Source organism: Synechococcus sp. WH 8016 (genome assembly GCF_000230675.1).
GTDB lineage: Bacteria > Cyanobacteriota > Cyanobacteriia > PCC-6307 > Cyanobiaceae > Synechococcus_C.
On the sequence record NZ_AGIK01000001.1, the window covers coordinates 142825 to 162088 of the forward strand.

Consider the following 19264-nt stretch of genomic DNA (forward strand, 5'->3'; position numbering starts at 1 on the left):
CACTCCTTGGCAATGATCTGACACTGTTTTGATCCAGTGGTGATCAAGAGTGATCATCAAGAGTGGTAGCGGTCATGACGGAAAAGATCTCAGTTTCGTCATTTTGTCAAGTGGATTAAACGGGTGCCAACGTGAAGAAAATCATAAAAAGTGGTAGATTAGGAAACGAAAACGTTTCGTAATTGCCGATGGCGCCCTTGGCTCTGCTCCCCGATGCGGACCTCGTGCGTTCGTATTTGCGAGACATCGGCCGAGTGCCGTTGTTGAGTCATCAGCAGGAGATCACGCTGGGCCGTCAGGTGCAGGAGCTGATGGATCTCGAGGCGTTGGAAGCGGAATTAAAGGACCAGCGTGGCGAAGACCAGGTAGCCCGAGAAGAAGTGGCCAAAGCGGCTGGTGTGAGTGCAGCGCAACTCAAGCGCAAGCTGCAGGCGGGCCGGCGCGCCAAAGAGCGGATGGTGGCTGCCAATTTGCGCTTGGTGGTGAGCGTCGCCAAGAAATACACCAAGCGGAACATGGAACTGCTGGATTTAATCCAGGAGGGAACGATTGGTTTGGTGCGTGGTGTGGAGAAATTTGATCCCACCCGGGGCTACAAGTTCAGCACCTATGCGTATTGGTGGATCCGTCAGGGCATCACCCGTGCGATTGCGGAGAAGAGCCGAACGATTCGCTTGCCGATTCACATCACCGAGATGTTGAACAAGCTGAAAAAAGGCCAGAGAGAATTAAGCCAAGAGCTGGGCCGCACCCCCTCGGTGACGGAACTGGCCTCGTTTGTGGAACTTCCAGAAGAGGAAGTGAAGGATTTGATGTGCCGTGCCCGCCAGCCTGTGAGCTTGGAGATGAAGGTGGGAGATGGCGATGACACCGAACTGCTGGAGCTGCTGGCTGGTGATGGTGAGTTGCCATCTGAACAGGTTGAAGGCGAATGCTTGAAGGGAGATCTGCGTGATCTGTTGAGCCAGCTGCCTGAATTACAGGGCAAAGTGTTGCGAATGCGCTACGGGATGGACGGGGAAGAGCCGATGAGCCTCACGGGCATTGCCAAATCCATGAAGATGAGTCGAGACCGCACGCGCAGGCTCGAACGTGAAGGTCTAGAGATGTTGCGCCGAGGTGATGAACAACTCCAGGCCTATGTGCTTGTTTAAGCCTGAATTCAGAAGAATTCGTCGAAGTTGTCGAAATCAACGGCTTTGAAATTGCCAGACTCTACTTGAGTCATTAATCGCTCCAATTGCACCCATAACGCTCCACCCGTGAGAAGGGAAAGCAGCATGGCAACCAGGTATCCAGCCCCAGACGCGAAGCCAAACACTTGAAGTGACCCTCCGATGAAAAGAGTGATGCCGAGCAGGGTTCCGGCATAACTCATCGTGACTTCTGCCGTCCCAAGGGGCAAAAGGGCGAGCCGATCTTGCTTCCATCCGTCTAAGCGAATCTGGATCAGACGCGCAAAGGTGAGCCCGCACAACACGCCAATGGCTAGCCCCAGCCCCGCCACGAGATAGGGCGGCTGGCTCATCGGAGCGTATTCCAGCAATATTTCACTGGGATCGAGATCACCAAAGAAATCACTGAGTGCATCGAGGTCGGCTTGGTCTAACTCGATGGGCATGAGGTCAGGGGCTAATCCCATAACAGTGAGGTTGAGAGTGTGAGGTGAAAGCGTTGGGGGGACCCTAAGCGGCAGCTAGTGGATTCAGTTGTTGGAGCATGCGCCCTGCAATGCGACGCGGGCTGAAGGTGCGTCCAAGCAGGGAGGTCAGGGATCTGATGTCTGCTGTGCTGAGGCGATCGTCACGCACGAGGGTGAGCAGCAGCCGTCTGCGCAGGTCGGCGCCATCCTTGCTCAGCAGTAAGCGCAAACCGGCTCCCGCAACTGGGATGAGCTCAGCACCCGGTGTGGGTGCATCGCTTCCCACAACGTCGAGGAGGCTTTCCAGTCGTTCGAGGCGTAGGTGGCCCTCGGAATCAAACAAGACCTCCAAAAGCTTTTCGCGCATTTCTTTGGTGTCTCCCGCCAAGAGTCGCTTCGCCACGTAGGGATAGGCCACGGCAATGATTTTGAAATCTGGGTCTAGGCGCAGGGCAAGACCCTCCTGACTCACAACGGCGCGGATGATCAGAGCAAAGCGAGCTGGCACGCGGAATGGATAGTCGTACATCAATTCCGAAAAGCGATCGGTAATCGCCTTGAAATTGAAGGTGCCAACGGAGTCGCCCAGGCTTCCCCCCAACACTTCTCTCAGCGGAGGAATGATCGACTCCAGGTCGGCATTGGGTGCCAAGAATCCCAGCTGTTGGAAATCCTTCGCGAGCGCTGAAAAGTCCTTATTGATCAGGTGAACCACGGCACCAGTGAGTGTTAAGCGGTCGGCATCACTGATGGAATCCATCATTCCGAAATCAACGTAGGCCACATGGCCGAGATCCCCCGTTTGTCCACTCAGGGCAAACAGATTTCCCGGATGAGGATCGGCGTGGAAGTATCCATATTCGAGCAGTTGCTGGAGGCCGCTAATCACCCCCGTGCGAATCAGGGCTGGGGGGTTGAGACGTTGAGATTTCAACTCCTGGCGATCTCTCATTTTTGTGCCATGAATCCAGGAGGTTGTAAGCACACGCCTAGCGGATAACAGGCGCTCAACTTTTGGAATCGTGACGGCTGGATTATCAGCAAACAGCGCAGAAAATCGTTCGGCATTGTCGGCTTCGCAGTAGTAATCGATTTCTTCAAACAAGCTGCGACCAAATTCATCGATGATCTCTCCCAATCCGAAGCCCAAGTTGAGAGGCAGGAAAGGTGCTCCGATCACGCCCAAGGTGCGAATCAGCACCATGTCGCGACGCAAAATAAACGCAAGATTGGGCCGTTGCACCTTCACGGCAACCCAGTGCTGACCATGCAAACGCGCCTTGTAGACCTGTCCTAGACTGGCGGCGGCAACAGGGACGCCTGGAAAGTCTTCGAAGAGTTGCTCCACCGGAGCGCCTAGCTCCTCTTCAATGGTTTGCAGGGCGATCGCATGGTTGAAAGGGGGGAGATCGTCCTGAAGCTTGGTGAGTTCATCGAGCCAATCGCGTCGGATTAGATCAGGCCGTGTGGACAGGGCTTGCCCCACTTTGATGAAACAAGGCCCCAGATTGGTGAGGGTGCGAAGCAGGGTTCTGGCCAGTTTTCGCTGCACCTCGGCGTCCTTGCTTCTGCCGCGAAGCAGCAAGCTGACGACCAACCCCGTGAGTGCCCAGATGATTTGGAGCACCCGCGGCAAATAGATCCAGGGTCGGAGTAGGAGCCAGCGCGCATCCTTGCCAGGGGCGTAACGCATGCGTTGTTCAGAAGCGTCTTTAGGCGGGGTGTTGTTGGCCAGACTGATTCGCTCTGCCATATCCAACACACTTCAGATCTTTAGAGCGTGAATCTTAGGCAGATCGTTCCATCAACTCGTTTCATGGGCGATTGAATGGCCATCGTTGTCGTGTTGTTGTCTTTTCGTTCCATCGCTTTCTGGGCGACCCTGCCCCTTGTGGCTGGACTGAAGAAACGCAGGCCCTTATGCACTCCTTAATTCCGTTATTGCGGCCTGATCGTCGGCAGCCTCTGCACTTGCCAGTGCATGGTCGGGGCAGAGCTTTGCCGCCCGCTTTGAAGCGTTTGCTGCGGCAGGCACCCGGTAGTTGGGACCTCCCAGAACTTCCAGAGATTGGTGGCCCCCTTGAGAGCGAAGGGGCTGTGGCTGAATCGCAAACACAACTGGCTTCCGTCTTGGGTGTTGCCGGTTGTTGGTTTGGTGTGAACGGAGCCACCGGTTTGCTTCAAGCAGCGCTTTCGGCCTTAGCAGGACCTGGGCAGGCGGTGTTGTTGCCGCGCAATGCGCATCGCAGCTTGATTGCTGCCTGTGTGATGGGAGGGATCCGGCCTGTGTTTTTACCCGTTCCTTTCCTGTCTGATCGTGGACATCCCGGTGCGATGTCTGAGCCATGCCTGGAGCAAGCGCTCATGGCTTTGCCTTCCATCCCCGAGGCGATCGTGGCTGCCGTGTTGGTGCATCCCACGTATCACGGGTATGCGTCCGATCCCACGCCGTTGATCGCAGCCCTGCATCGGTGCGGCTTGCCCGTGCTGGTGGATGAGGCGCATGGCACCCACTTCGCTTTCTCTGGCGGGGAGGACCTCCCGCGCTCCTCCCTGCATGCGGGCGCTGACCTCGTCGTGCATTCCCTGCATAAATCAGCGCCTGGTCTCGGGCAGACAGCCGTGCTTTGGCTGCAAGGGATGCGAGTCAGCTCTGAAGCGGTGCAAGCGTCGTTGCTCAGGTTTCAGACCAGCAGCCCCAGTGCCTTGTTGTTGGCTTCCTGTGAGGCAACGTTGCATTGGATGCTGACCTCATCATGGGAGCGTTTGCTGCAGCGAAGGTTGCAGGAAGCGCATCAAATCGCCGCTCGCCTTCGTGCTGCAGGACTGCCCTTGGGCAGCAGTGATGACCCCTTGCGTTTGATTTTGGTGACGGCAGAGCAGGGAATGAGCGGTTTGGATGCCGATGCCTGGTTCATGCAGCGGGGATTGATCGCCGAGCTCCCAGAACCTTTGTGTTTGACCTTTTGCCTTGGCTTGGCGTCTCAGCGTGGGTTGGCTCAACGCATGCAACAGCTTTGGCGGAAGCTCCAGCTGTCCCAACCCTGTTCTGGGCGCTTGGAGCCGTTGCTTGTGCCGCCTCTGGAGACCAGTTCAACACCTGAACTGCTTCCAGCGCTTGCCGTTCGGGCCCAAGCCTGTGAGCTGTCTCTTCAGGACAGTGGTGGGCGCATTGCCGCCGAGATGATTTGTCCCTATCCGCCAGGGATTCCATTGCTGATCCCTGGAGAAAGAATTGAATCGGATCGGTTGGAGTGGTTATTGAGTCAGCACCGGAGATGGCCGGCACTGGTGCCCGGTAAGGTGAAAGTTCTGGCTGAAGAGCCGCAGGTGCAACTGGGGTGATTTCAGAAGGAGCAAGCAGCAGCAAAGGCAAAACCAAGACGGGTTTTGATCGCAAGCGCTTGCTCAGTGGACTGCTGGCTGGCGCTTTTGGGTTGCTGGTGGTGGGACTTGGCGGCTGGTGGTTCACGCTCGCGTTGGGGGTGATCGTGCATCTGGGCTTGTTGGAATTTTTCCGAATGGCCCAGTTCAAAGGCATGAGGCCTGCCACGAAAACCACGCTGGTGGCGTGTCAGCTCTTGCTTCTGAGCACGCAGTGGGCCAATTCAGGAGGCCTTCCGGCTCTTTTGCCTGATGCCGTGCTGCCCTTATCGGGTGCAGCCATTTGTGGTTGGTTGCTCTTGCAGCCGGTTACAGGATCGATTGCGGACATCGCCGCTTCCATTTTTGGTTTGTTTTATCTCGGCTTTCTTCCAAGCCATTGGTTGAGACTTCGCAACTTGACTGATTTTGAAGTTGCCCCCATTTTGCAACGGTTAAGCATTGATAATTCCTGGCTTTCATCGGGCTTATTAATCACTCTGGCTGCCTGTTTGATGGTGGTTGCGAGTGATATTGGCTCCTACATGATTGGTCGTCGATTCGGACGCCATCCCCTGTCTCCAATCTCTCCGTCAAAGACGATTGAGGGGGCGATCGGAGGAGCCTTGTGCTCTGTTGTGGTGGGGGCTTTGATGGCAAGCCTGATGGGCTGGAGCCTGGGGTGGCTAAGTGGTGGTTTGCTTGGAGCGCTGGTGGCGTTATTTGCTCTTGTCGGTGATCTGACCGAGTCGATGATGAAACGCGATGCAGGAGTGAAAGACTCGGGAGATGCTCTTCCAGGTCATGGGGGGATTCTGGATCGGATTGATAGTTATTTGTTCACCCCAGCGGTGGTGTATTACGCCTTGATTTTGATCATGCCTTTGCTCGGCAACTAGCGCTTCAAAATTGCAGGTCACGGAATGATCAAGGACTGATCAGGGACTGACAGTGGCCTTCCCTTGAAGGATTAATTGACCTGCTTTGAGGTTGGCCTTATCAATGTGAATGCCGGGATCCATGGGCAATAAAAACGATTTTCCTGTCTCGAGCTGGGTGATTTGAATGGTGCCCTCCGCGGCCTGAAGACCAAACCGAGCGCGAACAGGATCTTGGGTTGCAATTACGGCTGCCTGCAATTCCAGCAAGTCGTCGTCAATGCTCAAGGTTTGCAGAGGTGTGAGCCCCATCAATTGCTCACTGATGAGATCTCCTAACCACCTCCAACGATCACTGGCGAGGGCACGGTTGAGATCGGCTCCGCTGAGGACCACCTCTCCATCAATGGTGAAGGGGTGGGAAAGCTGAATCGGTTGGCCAGGATTGGAGGGATTGATGTGGGCTTGAAGGGCACCGGATTTGAGCTCAGCCCGCAGAAGGGGGAGTTTCTGAAAACTCACTTTGCGGGCGGTTAAGGACACACCTTCCAGCTTGCCGCGCAGAAGTTGCAACGCTGATCCTTGGAGATTCAGCTTCAACTCACCGACGTCATCGCATTGACCTCGGATCCAAATTTGCAGACCATTGGACAGCAGCTGTAGCAGCGGGCCAGAGCTATTTGCGTTCATGGCAATCATTCTGATGCTTGCCAGCGTTTCGCCACCAACTCCGGTTGATCGAGATGGGGAAGATGCCCGCAATTGGCAACCGATTCAAGCTTGTCTCCCAATAATTCCTGAGCGGAACGTTTTTGAGGAGCGCGCAGGATTCGATCCTGTTCACCCCAGAGCACATGCAGGGGCTGAGGGGGAAGGGGGTCACCACACCCGGCAAACCCTCCGCTGCGGGCGAAGGCCGCTAAGGAACGGGCCCACCCAGGCACCTTGAGATGCAGGGATGCAATCTCAATTTCTGGCTCTCCAACGTTGCTGTCGGGATCGGCGAAGGCTTGTCTGCATAAACCGCGTCTCACGCCAGGTCTGCCTAGAAACCAAACCCCTAGTTGGTCCAGCACCGGTGGCAGGGGCATCGGTTTGCCGTCGAGTCCTGCTGGAGCAAGAAGCAGCAAGCGATCGATGCGTTCGGGGTGGCGCCGCGCCAGTTCCATCGCGACAGATCCACCCATCGATGCTCCGATCACACCGATGGTTTCGTCTGTTGGCAGGGTGTCGAGCAGGGCATCGAGATGGTTGAGCACCAGCTCAGGTCCGTAACTGATTTGTTCTGGCCTTGGACAGAACCCGAAACCGAACAGATCGGGAATGATCAGCGTGTTGGTGGTTTTAAGCAGGGGCACCAGACGTCGGAATTCCAGATTGGAACTATCAAATCCGTGCAGTAACAACACCGGTGGCCCACTGCCCACAGTCACCACTGGGTAGTGGTCTGCCTCCCCATCGGTGCAGGCAAGTTTCAACCACTCCAAGCCCTGGAGCTGTTCACGGGCCAGAGGATCGAGAAGGGTGGATGCAGCGTTCTCGAGAATGCGCCTGTTGGTCAAGCTTCGGTCTCCAGCGAGGTGCTGAAGGAGCGACTGTCTGCGTCGGTGCTCACGAGAGCTTCCAGCAGATCCGTCTCAGTGACGTCGAAGGGGAGATGGTGAAGGTCGGAGCCTGGCCGGCAGGCGAAGCTGCAAATAGCGCGCAATTCATGCAACCCAGCTTCTCCAAGTCCAAGATCTTGGAGCGTGACCGGGACACCCAGCTCTTGAAGCAGAGGCAAAAGTTGACGACGGGATTGGGCGGCTAATTGATTGCCGCCAAGGCGCTCTTCTAGCCGGAGCTGCACAAGAATGCCGAAGCCCACTTTTTCTCCGTGCAACTTGCTGTGACAGGCATGCAATTGCGTTAAGCCGTTATGGACCGCATGGGCCGCAACCGTTCTGCATTGCGCACCTCCAAGGCCACCAATCACCCCGGCGGTGAGACCACAGGCTTCAGCCACCCGAACCCAGGCTTCACTCTCCGGTTGAGCCATCGCCTCGCGGGCATCAATCAAAAGTTGATCGCGAAGCACCCGGGCCATCTGTACGGCCTGTTGGATGATTCCGTCCGTGCTGGATCCGCTTCCTACAGAGGCCTCGTACCACTTGGCTAGGGCGTCGGCGATGCCACTGGCCAAGGTTTGATTCGGGGCTTGGCGAACCAGGTCGTGATCAAAAATCAAAAGATCTGGGCAAGCGGCGAGTGCCTCGTCGGCAATAAAGGCTCCATCGGGGGAATAGATGTTGGCAAGCGCTGTCCACCCGGCGCAGGTCGCGGCACTGAGCGGCACCGTGATGCATGGAAGTTTGAGTCGATGGGCCAGGAGTTTTCCTGCGTCTAAAACCTTTCCTCCACCGGCTGCAATCACGGCGTCACAGGCTGTTGCCTGAAGTTGGGCCTGCAGGCGTGTGAGGTCGTCTTCGCAGCAGTCGAACTGGAGTTCGCTCTCCACAACGGCCAAATCACAGCCGATGAGATCGGCCTTTAAACGAGCACGAATGCCTTGGGTTGCGGGGCTGCGTCCCAGTAGGGCAGGTCGCTGACAGAGATCAGCAATAGCGGGGAGACCTTGTTGCCAGGCTTGCTCTCCCCGGATCACCCGGGAAGGAGCAATGGCATGGGTATGGCAAACCAACGACGTGGTCATGCTTGCCTCAAACCCCAGCGTTGGCCAGTTGAGGTGTCACTGGGGTGGTGGTGTTGAGGTGTCGAACAACCACTTTTTTGTCGTGGTCGATGTCCACTTCAGCGGAATCCCCTTCCTTGATGCGCCCGGTGAGGACTTCCTCTGCCAGGCTGTCTTCGAGAAGACGCATCACGGCACGACGCAAAGGTCTTGCGCCGTAAGCAGGGTTGTAACCCTCCTCCACAAGCCGCTCTTTGAAAGCATTGGACACCGTCAAGGTGATTCCCTTGTCGCCAATACGAGCGAAGACCTCTTTCAGCATGATTTCAGCAATGTCTTTCACCTCCTCACGGTTGAGTTGACGGAAGACAATAATTTCATCAAGACGGTTAAGGAATTCAGGGCGGAAATACTGCTTCAGTTCCTCATTTACAAGAGATTTGATTCTGTTGTATTGATTCTCTTCGGCATTTTCACCAGAGAATTCGAAACCTAAACCACCACCACCTTTTTCAATCACTTTCGAACCGATGTTCGAAGTCATGATGATCAAGGTGTTTTTGAAATCAACGGTCCTTCCTTTGGAATCGGTTAGACGACCATCTTCGAGAAGTTGCAGAAGCAAGTTGAAGACATCGGGATGGGCCTTCTCAATCTCGTCAAAGAGAACAACGGTGTAGGGACGACGGCGAACCGCTTCTGTGAGCTGTCCTCCTTCGTTAAATCCCACATATCCAGGAGGTGAACCGATCAATTTGCTGACCGTGTGCCTCTCCATGAATTCCGACATGTCGAGACGGATCATCGCTTCTTCGCTACCGAAGAAATAGGCGGCGAGAGCCTTGGTGAGCTCGGTTTTACCAACGCCGGTGGGGCCAGAGAAAATGAAGCTGGCAATCGGACGATTGGGGTTTTTCAGGCCAACGCGTGCCCGCCGAATCGCCTTGGAAACCGCTTTCACCGCCTCATCTTGTCCAATCAAACGCTTATGGAGCGTTTCCTCCATGTTCAACAATTTGACGGACTCGCTCTCGGTGAGCTTCTGAACGGGGACTCCAGTCCAGGAGGCCACGATGTGAGCGATATCTTCCTCGTCCACAATCGGAGTGGTGAGGAGTTGAGGTTGGGCTGTTGATCCTTCCGCTGAATCGGAGGACAGAGCCTCTCCCACCGCACCTTCGCTGGTTTGGCCGGTATCCCCGCTGTTAACAGGGGACTCTTCTCGGCTGCTTTGCAGCAGCGTGCGGATCTTTTCACGCAACTCAACTTCTTTGTCGCGGAGTTCTCCTGCGCGACCGAAGTCTTGATCGCGAACAGCATCCTCTTTTTCCTTCTGGACAGCGCGGAGCTCTTTGTCCACTTCCTTGGCGGCAGGGGGAAGCTTGGAATTCAGCAAACGAACTCTGCTTCCAGCTTCATCAATGAGATCGATGGCCTTATCTGGGAGGAAACGATCGGAGATATAACGATCCCCCAAGGTTGCTGCTGCATCGAGGGCCGCGTCGGTGATTTTGAGGCGATGGTGCTGCTCGTAGCGCTCGCGCAGTCCCCTCAGAATTTCAATGGTGTCTGGGATGGAAGGTTCGCCCACGGTGACGGGCTGGAAGCGACGCTCCAGGGCCGCATCGCGCTCAATGTGTTTGCGGTATTCATCAAGGGTGGTGGCTCCGATGCATTGGAGTTCGCCACGAGCCAGTGCTGGCTTGAGGATGTTGGCGGCATCTATGGCACCTTCAGCCGCTCCAGCACCGATCAAGGTGTGAACCTCGTCGATCACCAAGATCACATTGCCGGCTGATTTGATCTCTTCCATGATCTTCTTGAGCCGCTCCTCAAATTCCCCTCGATATTTCGTGCCTGCAACGAGCAAGCCGATATCGAGTGTGAGAACGCGCTTCTCTTCAAGAATGTCTGGGATATCCCCCTGCTGAATTCTCTGAGCAAGGCCCTCAGCAATAGCCGTCTTGCCAACTCCTGGTTCCCCGATAAGAACAGGGTTGTTTTTTGTGCGTCGGCCGAGGATCTGGATCACCCGATCGATTTCTTTGTGACGTCCAACGACCGGATCCAGTTTGGATTCAGTTGCCAGTTGGGTGAGGTTGGTGCCGAATTCATCCAACGTTGGAGTTTTGGTGGACCCTTTGGCTCCGCCACCACCTCCAGCTCCCACTTCAGCTGTTTCACCAAGCATGCGAATCACCTGAGTGCGCACCTTCGCCAGGTCGACTCCGAGGTTTTCGAGCACGCGTGCCGCAACCCCTTCGCCTTCGCGGATCAGGCCTAAGAGCAGGTGCTCGGTGCCGATGTAGTTGTGACCCAACTGCCTCGCCTCTTCCAAGGAGAGTTCAAGGACGCGCTTGGCACGGGGAGTGAAAGGAATCTCAACGGCAACAAAGCCTGATCCCCTTCCAATGATTTTTTCAACTTCAACCCGAGCGTCCTTGAGGTTGACGCCCATCGACTTGAGCACTTTGGCGGCGACGCCAGTGCCCTCACCGATCAAACCCAACAAAATCTGCTCTGTTCCAACAAAGTTGTGGCCGAGGCGACGGGCCTCTTCCTGGGCCAGCATGATCACCTTGATGGCCTTCTCGGTAAACCGCTCGAACATCTTGAGGGCCGTTAATGGTGAAACCAAGCTATCAGGGATGAAGAGTTGTTGTGATCACTCTCGATACCAACTCAGATCCCAGTAGTGATTTGGGGTGAGCATCCCAAAAAGTGTTAATCAATGCAGAAATGTAGTGCGGGTTTCTGTTTGATCAGTGCGGTTATCCCTACCGATTGCGTGCTGAATTGATTCAATTCAGTTTGATGTCTGTTTGCAGCTCAAGGGACTGAATCAAGGCGTCCTTGCCGTTGCGGTAATAACCAGACCTGCGACCAATGGTGTGGAAGCCCAAAGCCCCGTAAAGAGCGAGGGCTCCATGGTTGTCTTCGGCCACATCAAGAAAGGCCTGCCTTGCCCCGGCGCTGCTGGCGTCCAGGAGCAGCTGTTTCAAAACAGTTCGGCCCAGTCCCTGGCGCCGATGCTCAGGATCAACGGCAACCACGGTGATTTGGAGCTCATCGAGGACAATCCAGCCGCAGGCCACTGCAGACAAGTTGTCTGAGCCCTCGGCAATTCCGACACAAATGCGCCTGGGATCAGAGAGTTCACGCTCCCAATGGTCGGCATTCCAAAGGCCATTGAGCGCTCGGGCATCGAGTTTCAGGCAGGCCAAAGCATGCGTTGGATTGAGCCTGAGTGTTTTTGGAGTCAGGGTTGAGAAGCGTCGCTTCTTACATTGCCCTGATTGCCTGCCCCTGACGAAGCCATGGCCACCCCTTATGAATCCGGCTGTGATCCCGTCAGCCCCAATCGAAATCTCGCTCCCGTCTCGGCTGAGCTTGATGATCAGGGCCGTCTGATGGTGGGGGGCTGCCGTCTGAGCGAACTCGCAGAGCGATACGGAACCCCGCTTTACGTCCTTGATGAGCAGAGCATTCGCGCTTCGGCTCAGGAATACCGCGAAGCCCTAAAGCGTCATTACCCCGGCGATTCCCTTGCCGTGTATGCATCAAAAGCCCATAGCTCCTTGGCCTTAACAGGACTCGTGGCCTCAGAAGGGCTGGGTCTTGATGCCGTTTCAGCTGGAGAGTTGCTCACAGCATTCGATGGAGGGATGCCGCCAGAACGCATGGTGCTGCATGGCAATAACAAGTCGGTGGAGGAGCTCGCCCTTGCCTACAGCCATGGCGTGATGGTGGTGGCTGATAACCAGCACGATCTGGATTGCCTCGCTGAGCTCGTTCCCAAGGGTGGAGCACCGGTTCGCTTGATGTTGCGTTTCACGCCGGGCATCGAGTGCCACACCCATGAGTACATCCGTACGGGGCATTTGGACAGCAAATTTGGGTTTGATCCCGATCAATTGCAGCCCGTGCTGACAGCGTTGGCCGGGTGTGCTTGGGCCCGTGTGGAAGGCCTACACGCGCACATTGGCTCGCAGATTTTTGAACTGGATCCGCATCGGGATTTGGCGGCTGTGATGGCAGATGCCCTCAAGTTGGCCCGTGAGCTCGGACATCCAGTGCGTGATCTCAATGTCGGCGGGGGGCTGGGAATTCGCTACGTCGAATCCGACGATCCACCGTCGATTGATGCCTGGGTCAAGGTGGTGGCTGAAGCCGTGACCTTGGCCTGCAGGGAGCGTGGTCTTGAGCTGCCGCGCTTGATGTGCGAGCCGGGTCGGTCTCTGGTGGCATCCAGTGGGGTGACGGTGTACACCGTGGGCGCACGCAAGGTGGTTCCTGGCATTCGCACCTATGTCTCCGTAGACGGTGGGATGAGCGACAACCCGCGTCCGATCACCTACCAGTCGCTCTATACGGCCTGTCTTGCTGATCGTCCCCTGGCAACGGCAGACGAAACGATCACCTTGGCCGGAAAGCACTGTGAATCCGGTGACGTGTTGCTCAAGGATCTGCCGTTTCCGACTTGCCGCAGTGGGGAGGTGCTCGTGGTTCTGGCGACGGGTGCCTACAACCTCTCGATGAGCTCGAACTACAACCGGATTCCAAGACCCGCGGCCGTGCTGGTGCATCAAGGCGAGGCGGAGCTGATTCAGCGGCGAGAACAGCCAGAGGATCTGCTTCGTTATGACCTGATGCCAGATCGCCTGCGCTCGTTAAAGTGAGCTGAACGTATGAGGGGTGCATAAACGGAATGGCGGTGTTGCAACTTCGCCTGCTGATCGACGTTTTCTGCGCCTCTGCTCTTGGTTTTCTTCTCTTTACGAGAGTCAACGAGCAGCGAACCCTTTGGCTGTTAAGGGGGTACCTGTTTCTTGTTGCTCTCGCTTGGTTCGTTAAACGGTTTTTCAATCTTCCGCTCACATCGACGTTGGTCGATGCCTTGGTTCTTGCCTGCTCGCTTTCTTTAGCCATCCTTTGGCAAGGGGAATTGCGCCGGCTGATGGAGCTTCTCGGCACCGGAAGGCTTGCCGTTTTGTTGGGGAATCCGCAAAGCAAGCTCAGAGCGACCGCCAGCACCGTTGCCCAACTCACGGATGCGGCAGGCCGGCTGTCCAAATCGCGCCGTGGTGCCTTGATCGTGGTGGATTTGGGTAGTGATTTGCGCCCCGAGGATTTCCTGAATCCAGGGGTGACCGTCGATGCTCAATTGAGCAGTGAACTCCTTCTCAACCTGTTTGCTTCTGACACCCCTCTTCATGACGGTGCTGTGGTGCTGAAGGGAAATCGCATTATTTCCGCTGGCGTGATCTTGCCGCTGTCGCGGCAAGGGATTAGCCGCTACGGCACCCGACACCTCGCGGCCTTAGGCATCACGGAACGCTTTGACCGCTGCATCTGCGTTGTGGTTTCGGAAGAAACAGGCACGCTGTCGCTCGCGAATCAGGGCAAGCTCGAACGTCCGATCACGAGTTCGCGTCTTCAGGATCTCTTGACCGAATTGATGGCGGCTCCCGTGACTTCAACGCCAGCGAAAACCGGGTCTTCACGTAGCGTGAAAAGTGCTTCCCAGGACTCATCGCCTTGAGTCAACGCTTGGCCACTAGTTCAGATGACGCTCGGATTGAGGTTTGTCCTGCCGAGATCAATCCTCAGCGTTTGCCGGCCCATGTAGCAGTGATCATGGATGGCAATGGACGCTGGGCCCAATCAAGGGGTTTGCCGCGGGTGATGGGGCATCGGGCAGGTGTTGAGGCTCTGAAAGCCACCTTGCGTCGCTGTAGCGATTGGGGTGTGAAGGCTCTCACCGCCTACGCCTTCTCCACGGAGAACTGGTCTCGCCCTGGCGACGAGGTGAATTTTTTAATGACGCTGTTTGAGCGGGTGCTCGAACGGGAGCTTCAGGCCTTAGAGGCGGAGAGGGTGCGGATCCGTTTTCTTGGTGATCTTGAGCCCCTGCCTTCCCGTCTTCAGTCCTTGATTGAGGAGGCGACAAAGCGCACGGCGTCCAACGATGGAATTCATTTCAACGTTTGCACCAATTACGGCGGACGGCATGAGCTGGTGATTGCTGCCAGACGGCTGGCTCAACGGGCAGCAAGTGGGGAGCTTGACCCTGCTGAGATCGACGAGCAGACCCTCGCAGGCGAATTGTTCACCGCCGGTGAAATCGATCCCGATCTCTTGATTCGCACCAGTGGGGAACATCGAATCAGCAATTTTTTGTTGTGGCAGCTTGCCTATGCCGAAATCCACGTCACCGATGTCCTCTGGCCCGATTTCGATCGTGATGCCTTAGTGGGTGCGTTTGTGGATTACCAAAGCCGAACCCGTCGCTTTGGGGGGTTAGTGGTCTAATCGCCGATGCTCTGGGATCCTGAGGGTTCGAGGTTTTCTCTCAGGGTGATGACGGAAGCGGTTGAAGTGCGCCACGACTGGACGCGAAGCGAGATCGAAGCGCTTCTGGATCTTCCACTGATGGATTTGCTTTGGCGTGCGCAGGGGGTGCATCGTGCGTCCAACCCTGGCTATCACGTTCAGTTGGCCTCGCTTTTGAGCGTCAAAACCGGAGGCTGTGAAGAAGACTGCGCCTACTGCCCTCAATCGATGCATCACAGCAGTGATGTCACGGGGCAGCCCGAATTGCAGGTTGCTTCTGTTTTAGAGCGTGCCAAAGCAGCCAAGCAGGCAGGTGCGGATCGATTTTGCATGGGCTGGGCTTGGCGTGAAATCCGCGAGGGTGCCCCCTTCGATGCCATGTTGAAGATGGTGAGTGGCGTGCGTGCCCTGGGGATGGAAGCCTGCGTGACCGCCGGAATGCTCACCGATGACCAGGCCCAACGCCTCGCTGAAGCGGGTTTAACGGCGTACAACCACAACCTCGATACCAGTCCTGAGCACTACGACAAAATCATCACCACCCGCACCTTTCAAGAACGTCTGGAGACGCTTGAGCGGGTGCGTCAAGCGGGTGTGACCCTTTGCTGCGGCGGCATTATTGGCATGGGGGAAACCGTGAAGGATCGAGCCTCCATGCTGGAGGTGCTGGCGTCGATCAACCCCCATCCAGAAAGCGTTCCGATCAACGCCTTGGTGGCAGTGGAGGGCACTCCGCTCGAAGAACTCCCTCCCATCGATCCGATCGAGCTCGTGCGCATGATTGCTGTCACGAGGATCCTGATGCCAAGCAGTCGGGTTCGTCTGAGCGCGGGTCGGGAACAGCTCAGCCAGGAGGCTCAGATTTTGTGTTTGCAGGCTGGTGCAGATTCGATTTTTTATGGTGAAACGCTGCTCACGACGGGAAACCCTGCTGTGGAGGCTGACCGTGCCCTGCTTCGTACGGCCGGAGTGCAGGCCAACTGGCACTCCCCTGCGGCTGCCTGATGGAACCGGCAATGGGAGCTGATGGAGTCCAGAGCGATCTGTTGGTGGCGGCGTTTTATGCCTTTACCCCGTTGGCTGAGGCGGATCAACAGGAGCTGCTCAGCGCCCTTCCCCCCCTGGCTCAGGCCGAAGCCGTTCTCGGGTCAGTGCTGATTGCTGCTGAAGGCGTGAACGGCACGGTGTGCGGTCCTTCGCTGGGAGTGGAGCGATTGCTCGCTCTTCTACGCAGCGAACTTCGGCTGGGTGATGCCCATTACGAGTGTTTGGAGGTGAAGCGCAGCTGGAATCCGGATCAAGTGTTTCGACGCTTTAAGGCCAGGAGCAAGCGCGAAATCGTCACCCTTGGCCAGCCTCAAGTGGACCCTCGCGACAGTGTGGGCACGTACGTGGACCCTCAAGACTGGAATGCCTTGATCGATGATCCCAACACGTTGGTGATCGATGCGCGCAACACCTACGAGGTGGCGATCGGTAGTTTTGCCGGGGCCCTGAATCCGCAAACGGAGAGTTTCAGAGACTTCCCCCACTGGGTGGATCAAGAGCTTCGTCCCCGTGTGGAGCGAGAGGGACCTCAGCGGATTGCGATGTTTTGCACGGGAGGAATCCGATGTGAAAAGGCCAGCAGTTTTCTGCAGCAGCAGGGATTCGGCGAAGTCCATCATTTGCGCGGAGGCATTCTTCGCTACCTCGAAGAGGTTCCTGAGCAGAACAGCCGTTGGCAAGGGGAGTGTTTCGTGTTTGACCAACGCGTTGCGCTCAACCACCAGTTGGAACGGGGCGACTACTGCCTTTGCCATGCTTGCGGCCTGCCGGTTTCCTCTGAGCAGCAGACTCTGCCGAGTTACATCAAGGGCGTGCAGTGTTTGCATTGCATCGATCAATTCACAGAGGCCGATCGCCGCAGATTTGCGATGCGCCAACAACAGATCGACCAGCTTCAGGCCTAGTGCTTCAGTAGCCCTGACTTGCTTTCAGGCTTCACTTGCTGCCCATCCTTTACAGCTTTCGCCGTTGTCCCTACGCGATGCGTGCTCGCTGGGCCCTGCTCCAGGCAGGGCTCTTGGTGCAGTGGCGTGAGATTGAGCTCAAAGCCAAGCCTGCAGCGATGCTGGAGGTCTCGGCGAAGGGCACGGTTCCTGTGCTGGTCCTCCCGGATGGCAGCGTGATCGATGAGAGCTTGGCGATCATGCGCTGGGCTTTGCAGCAGGCCGATCCCCGAGGCGTGTTGGAGGGAGAGGGCTCGGACTTTTTGATCGAAGAAAATGATGGGCCGTTCAAGCATCATCTCGACCGTTTCAAATACACCGATCGCTATCCAGGAGCCTTAAAGGAGAACCATCGCCAGGCTGGTCTTGAGATCCTGCGCCGTTGGAGCGAACGCATCCGTCGGAACGGCTGGTTGCTGGAGGATCGGCTGGCTTTGGCGGATGCGGCCCTCTGGCCGTTTGTACGGCAATGGCGTCTGGCGGATGAAGCTGGATTTGATGCCGATCATCACTTGGCGCCATTGCGGGAGTGGCTCATGCGCTTTCTCGATGACCCGATGATGGAGCGGTTGATGCAACGGGCAGATCCTTGGTTGCCAGGCGCCATGCAACCGATTTTCCCGGCGGATGCCATTGCGATTCCCATCGATCAGCCGTTGTTTCATCTCGCCTTGGAAGCCGATTGGAAGGCTGCGCTGCAGCACGGCGACTATCGCGTTTCAACCCGCGGACTTTCTCTTGAGCAGGTGGGATTCATTCATTTGTCTTGGCAAGAGCAGGTGCAAGCCACGTTTGATCGGTTTTATGCCGACGCTGGTGCCGTCCTATCGCTCAGAATCGATCCAAAGCTGGTGTCGGCCCCCCTGCGAGCAGATGCCATTCACACAGGCGTGCTTTTCCCGCATCTGTATGGCCCGCTTCCCATTGCCTCGGTGGTCGAGGTGAGTCCCTTCTCTTCCCTGCCCACGTGCTGATGCTCAATGACTTAGAAGCTCAGGCGCGCGAGCGCGGCTTGCTGTTGCGCCTCAAGGTGGGACGCCCCTTAGGGCTGTGGAGTTTGCGTCTGGTGGTGGCTGAACAGTTGGCTGGTGATCGCTTGCAACTTCAGGGCGAGATGAAAGCCTGGGCCTATGGGGCCAGCGCTGGATTGCAGCTCGATACGATGCGCGTTCGTCCCCAAGCTCCGGCCGGAACAGGCGATTTGATTTGGGCCGCCACCATGGCTTGGGCGTTGGAGTCCACCCCTTGCCGGAGGGCCAGGCTGTTGGCGATTCGCGATGCAGAGGGCCAACATCGGCGTTTGGTGCGCTATTTCCAACAGCGGGGCTTCCACACGGTGCGCGAGGTGGAAGCAGCTGTTTGGGATTTGCCTCTGCGCATGGTTTGGGGTGGTGCTGGTGCGCTGATGACGGCTGATTGTGCCCAGGTGCAGCAGCGAGCTGAGCAGCGCTGGACGGCTCAGTCGCCCGCCGCGTGATAGCTGCTGCGGACCAAAGGTCCACTGCGCACTTGAGAAAAACCAAGGTCGCTGGCGATGGCACCAAGCTCTGCAAATTCCGTGGGGTGCCAGTAACGCTCTACGGGGATATGGGCCAAGGAGGGCCGGAGGTACTGGCCGAGTGTGATGCGCTGACAATCCACACGGCGTAGATCTTTCAAGGTGTCGACGACTTCATCTTTGCTTTCACCCAAACCAAGCATCAGGCCACTTTTGGTGGGAATCGATGGGGCAAGCTCTCTGGCCGCGGCGAGTAGTCCAAGCGAGCGGATGTAGGTCGCCCCACGGCGCACCTCGCCTTGGAGTCGTTTCACCGTCTCGAGATTGTGGTTGAAGCAAACGGGCTGTGCCTTCAGAACGCTGGCTAGCCGTTGCCGTTGAGCTTGGAGGGCTTTGGTTTGATCGGCCACACCGCCCCAGAAGTCTGGGGTGAGCACTTCGATGGCGATCAAGGGGTTGCGGGCACGGATCGCCGCCATCGCGTTGGTGAACAAGCTGGCCCCATGGTCTGCAAGGTCATCGCGGGCTACGGCCGTGAGGACCACATAGCGCAGTCCCATGCGCAGCACGGCTTCCGCCACCCGTTCCCCTTCCTCAGGGTTCAGGGCTTCTGGTGATCGGCCTTTGTCGACTTGGCAGAACGCACAACTACGGGTGCAGATGGAGCCACCGAGCAAGAAGGTGGCGGTACCGGCTGCGTAGCACTCCCCCCGGTTGGGGCAGCGGCCCTCCTCGCAGATCGTGTTCAGCCCGTTTTGTTTGACCAGGTTTTGCACCTCTTCAATCGCCGAGGCATTGCCGATCGGCCGTCTCAACCACTCGGGTAGGCGCTCACTGGGGCGGATTGCGCTGTAACGGCTCATGCTCGTTTTCATGACCGCATTTCTG

At 56.8% G+C, this 19264-nt stretch carries 18 protein-coding genes; 10 read left to right on the top strand and 8 right to left on the bottom strand.

The genetic code is table 11. The features are described 5' to 3' along the window. The first annotated feature begins 188 nt into the window (after window positions 1–188). Complete coding sequence (locus SYN8016DRAFT_RS00795; RefSeq protein WP_006852310.1) at window positions 189–1154, top strand: RpoD/SigA family RNA polymerase sigma factor; 966 nt, start codon at window positions 189–191, stop codon at window positions 1152–1154. 8 nt (window positions 1155–1162) lie between these two features. On the opposite strand, the gene SYN8016DRAFT_RS00800 is transcribed toward SYN8016DRAFT_RS00795, so the two are convergent. Beyond that, entirely contained in the window at window positions 1163–1642 is a 480-nt protein-coding gene (locus SYN8016DRAFT_RS00800; RefSeq protein ID WP_006852311.1) for a hypothetical protein, read from the bottom strand. A gap of 43 nt (window positions 1643–1685) precedes the next feature. Beyond that, complete coding sequence (locus SYN8016DRAFT_RS00805; RefSeq protein WP_006852312.1) at window positions 1686–3395, bottom strand: AarF/ABC1/UbiB kinase family protein; 1710 nt, start codon at window positions 3393–3395, stop codon at window positions 1686–1688. A 167-nt stretch (window positions 3396–3562) separates the two neighbouring features. Here SYN8016DRAFT_RS00805 and SYN8016DRAFT_RS00810 point away from each other — a divergent pair, with 167 nt between their 5' ends. Beyond that, entirely contained in the window at window positions 3563–4987 is a 1425-nt protein-coding gene (locus SYN8016DRAFT_RS00810; RefSeq protein ID WP_006852313.1) for an aminotransferase class I/II-fold pyridoxal phosphate-dependent enzyme, read from the top strand. Further along, the gene (locus SYN8016DRAFT_RS00815) at window positions 4984–5904 is read left to right on the top strand and encodes a phosphatidate cytidylyltransferase (RefSeq protein ID WP_006852314.1); all 921 of its coding nucleotides are present in this window, start codon (window positions 4984–4986) and stop codon (window positions 5902–5904) included. Before SYN8016DRAFT_RS00810 ends, SYN8016DRAFT_RS00815 begins: the two co-directional genes overlap by 4 nt. Window positions 5905–5943: 39 nt before the next feature. On the opposite strand, the gene SYN8016DRAFT_RS00820 is transcribed toward SYN8016DRAFT_RS00815, so the two are convergent. The 5 genes from SYN8016DRAFT_RS00820 to SYN8016DRAFT_RS00840 form a co-directional block, all read right to left on the bottom strand. Beyond that, complete coding sequence (locus tag SYN8016DRAFT_RS00820) at window positions 5944–6582, bottom strand: DUF2993 domain-containing protein (RefSeq protein WP_006852315.1); 639 nt, start codon at window positions 6580–6582, stop codon at window positions 5944–5946. Further along, on the bottom strand, window positions 6579–7445 hold the full coding sequence (locus SYN8016DRAFT_RS00825) for an alpha/beta fold hydrolase (protein WP_006852316.1): 867 nt from the start codon (window positions 7443–7445) through the stop codon (window positions 6579–6581). Before SYN8016DRAFT_RS00825 ends, SYN8016DRAFT_RS00820 begins: the two co-directional genes overlap by 4 nt. Further along, a complete protein-coding gene (locus SYN8016DRAFT_RS00830; protein ID WP_006852317.1) occupies window positions 7442–8575 on the bottom strand; it encodes an iron-containing alcohol dehydrogenase family protein in 1134 nt (377 codons plus the stop codon). Before SYN8016DRAFT_RS00830 ends, SYN8016DRAFT_RS00825 begins: the two co-directional genes overlap by 4 nt. A gap of 7 nt (window positions 8576–8582) precedes the next feature. After that, complete coding sequence (locus SYN8016DRAFT_RS00835) at window positions 8583–11165, bottom strand: ATP-dependent Clp protease ATP-binding subunit (protein ID WP_006852318.1); 2583 nt, start codon at window positions 11163–11165, stop codon at window positions 8583–8585. Window positions 11166–11355: 190 nt separating this feature from the next. Then, window positions 11356–11778: a GNAT family N-acetyltransferase gene (locus tag SYN8016DRAFT_RS00840; RefSeq protein WP_006852319.1), complete on the bottom strand. Its 423-nt coding sequence runs from the start codon at window positions 11776–11778 to the stop codon at window positions 11356–11358. 93 nt (window positions 11779–11871) lie between these two features. Here SYN8016DRAFT_RS00840 and lysA point away from each other — a divergent pair, with 93 nt between their 5' ends. Genes lysA through SYN8016DRAFT_RS00875 form a run of 7 tightly spaced genes read left to right on the top strand, consistent with a single transcriptional unit; the run spans window position 11872 to window position 18355 of the window. Next, window positions 11872–13233 (top strand): diaminopimelate decarboxylase, encoded by a 1362-nt coding sequence (gene lysA, locus SYN8016DRAFT_RS00845; RefSeq protein ID WP_006852320.1) that lies wholly within the window; start codon window positions 11872–11874, stop codon window positions 13231–13233. 29 nt (window positions 13234–13262) lie between these two features. After that, window positions 13263–14096: a diadenylate cyclase CdaA gene (cdaA, locus tag SYN8016DRAFT_RS00850; RefSeq protein ID WP_006852321.1), complete on the top strand. Its 834-nt coding sequence runs from the start codon at window positions 13263–13265 to the stop codon at window positions 14094–14096. Next, window positions 14093–14866, top strand: a complete 774-nt coding sequence (locus SYN8016DRAFT_RS00855; RefSeq protein ID WP_006852322.1) for an isoprenyl transferase — start codon at window positions 14093–14095, stop codon at window positions 14864–14866. The genes cdaA and SYN8016DRAFT_RS00855 overlap by 4 nt, the downstream gene beginning before the upstream one ends. A 48-nt stretch (window positions 14867–14914) precedes the next feature. Further along, on the top strand, window positions 14915–15892 hold the full coding sequence (gene bioB / locus SYN8016DRAFT_RS00860; RefSeq protein ID WP_038013578.1) for a biotin synthase BioB: 978 nt from the start codon (window positions 14915–14917) through the stop codon (window positions 15890–15892). Then, entirely contained in the window at window positions 15892–16839 is a 948-nt protein-coding gene (locus tag SYN8016DRAFT_RS00865; protein WP_006852324.1) for a rhodanese-related sulfurtransferase, read from the top strand. Before bioB ends, SYN8016DRAFT_RS00865 begins: the two co-directional genes overlap by 1 nt. Window positions 16840–16874: 35 nt before the next feature. Beyond that, on the top strand, window positions 16875–17852 hold the full coding sequence (locus tag SYN8016DRAFT_RS00870) for a DUF952 domain-containing protein (protein ID WP_038013065.1): 978 nt from the start codon (window positions 16875–16877) through the stop codon (window positions 17850–17852). Then, the gene (locus SYN8016DRAFT_RS00875) at window positions 17852–18355 is read left to right on the top strand and encodes a hypothetical protein (protein WP_006852326.1); all 504 of its coding nucleotides are present in this window, start codon (window positions 17852–17854) and stop codon (window positions 18353–18355) included. The genes SYN8016DRAFT_RS00870 and SYN8016DRAFT_RS00875 overlap by 1 nt, the downstream gene beginning before the upstream one ends. Here the strand turns inward: SYN8016DRAFT_RS00875 and lipA are convergent. After that, complete coding sequence (lipA, locus tag SYN8016DRAFT_RS00880; protein ID WP_038013580.1) at window positions 18337–19239, bottom strand: lipoyl synthase; 903 nt, start codon at window positions 19237–19239, stop codon at window positions 18337–18339. The genes SYN8016DRAFT_RS00875 and lipA overlap by 19 nt on opposite strands. Between the last annotated feature and the right edge of the window lie 25 nt (window positions 19240–19264).

Bases quoted from the DNA above. Each gene is read 5' to 3' on its own strand.
- SYN8016DRAFT_RS00820 (WP_006852315.1), bottom strand. From the start codon at position 6,582: ATGATTGCCATGAACGCAAATAGCTCTGGCCCGCTGCTACAGCTGCTG.
- cdaA (WP_006852321.1), top strand. From the start codon at position 13,263: ATGGCGGTGTTGCAACTTCGCCTGCTGATCGACGTTTTCTGCGCCTCT.
- bioB (WP_038013578.1), top strand. From the start codon at position 14,915: ATGACGGAAGCGGTTGAAGTGCGCCACGACTGGACGCGAAGCGAGATC.
- lipA (WP_038013580.1), bottom strand. From the start codon at position 19,239: ATGAGCCGTTACAGCGCAATCCGCCCCAGTGAGCGCCTACCCGAGTGG.
- SYN8016DRAFT_RS00800 (WP_006852311.1), bottom strand. From the start codon at position 1,642: ATGGGATTAGCCCCTGACCTCATGCCCATCGAGTTAGACCAAGCCGAC.
- lysA (WP_006852320.1), top strand. From the start codon at position 11,872: ATGGCCACCCCTTATGAATCCGGCTGTGATCCCGTCAGCCCCAATCGA.
- SYN8016DRAFT_RS00795 (WP_006852310.1), top strand. From the start codon at position 189: ATGGCGCCCTTGGCTCTGCTCCCCGATGCGGACCTCGTGCGTTCGTAT.
- SYN8016DRAFT_RS00865 (WP_006852324.1), top strand. From the start codon at position 15,892: ATGGAACCGGCAATGGGAGCTGATGGAGTCCAGAGCGATCTGTTGGTG.
- SYN8016DRAFT_RS00830 (WP_006852317.1), bottom strand. From the start codon at position 8,575: ATGACCACGTCGTTGGTTTGCCATACCCATGCCATTGCTCCTTCCCGG.
- SYN8016DRAFT_RS00810 (WP_006852313.1), top strand. From the start codon at position 3,563: ATGCACTCCTTAATTCCGTTATTGCGGCCTGATCGTCGGCAGCCTCTG.
- SYN8016DRAFT_RS00875 (WP_006852326.1), top strand. From the start codon at position 17,852: ATGCTCAATGACTTAGAAGCTCAGGCGCGCGAGCGCGGCTTGCTGTTG.
- SYN8016DRAFT_RS00805 (WP_006852312.1), bottom strand. From the start codon at position 3,395: ATGGCAGAGCGAATCAGTCTGGCCAACAACACCCCGCCTAAAGACGCT.
- SYN8016DRAFT_RS00835 (WP_006852318.1), bottom strand. From the start codon at position 11,165: ATGTTCGAGCGGTTTACCGAGAAGGCCATCAAGGTGATCATGCTGGCC.